The organism is Arthrobacter sp. Y81 (assembly GCF_002929335.1).
In the GTDB taxonomy this organism is placed as follows: domain Bacteria; phylum Actinomycetota; class Actinomycetes; order Actinomycetales; family Micrococcaceae; genus Arthrobacter.
In genome coordinates this window covers 1-535 of the sequence record NZ_PJIL01000093.1, presented here as the reverse complement: position 1 = coordinate 535, position 535 = coordinate 1, and the positions used below count along the sequence as shown (strand labels likewise).

General features: G+C 64.7%; 1 pseudogene. It reads left to right on the top strand.

Annotated elements, in window-relative coordinates:
* Positions 1–535 (top strand): annotated as a pseudogene (locus CXQ91_RS24340) (pyruvate dehydrogenase (acetyl-transferring), homodimeric type); the annotation flags it as partial.

Below are 535 nucleotides of genomic sequence, written 5' to 3'. Positions count from 1 at the left end.
GCTACGGACTCGGACCGCACTTCGAAGGCCGCAACGCCACCCACCAGATGAAAAAACTCACCCTCGACGACCTCAAGGAATTCCGGGATTACTTAAGGATTCCGATCTCCGACGCCCGGCTGGAGGAGGACCCTTACAGCCCGCCGTACTTCCACCCCGGCACGGACGCACCTGAGATCGCCTATCTCCTTGAGCGGCGCGCGGCGCTGGGAGGCTACGCGCCTGAGCGCCGTCCCAACCACGCGGCCATTGAACTGCCCGAAGCCAAGACGTTTGACGTCGCCAAGCGCGGCACCGGCAAGCAGCAGGCCGCCACCACCATGGCGTTCGTCCGCCTGCTCAAGGACCTCCTCCGCGATAAGAAGTTCGGGCACCGGATCGTACCCATCGTGCCGGACGAATCCCGCACGTTCGGCATGGACGCGTTCTTCCCGACCGCGAAGATCTACAACCCGGGCGGCCAGAACTACCTCTCCGTGGACCGGGACCTGGTCCTGGCCTACAAGGAATCCGCCCAGGGCCAGCTGATCCACCC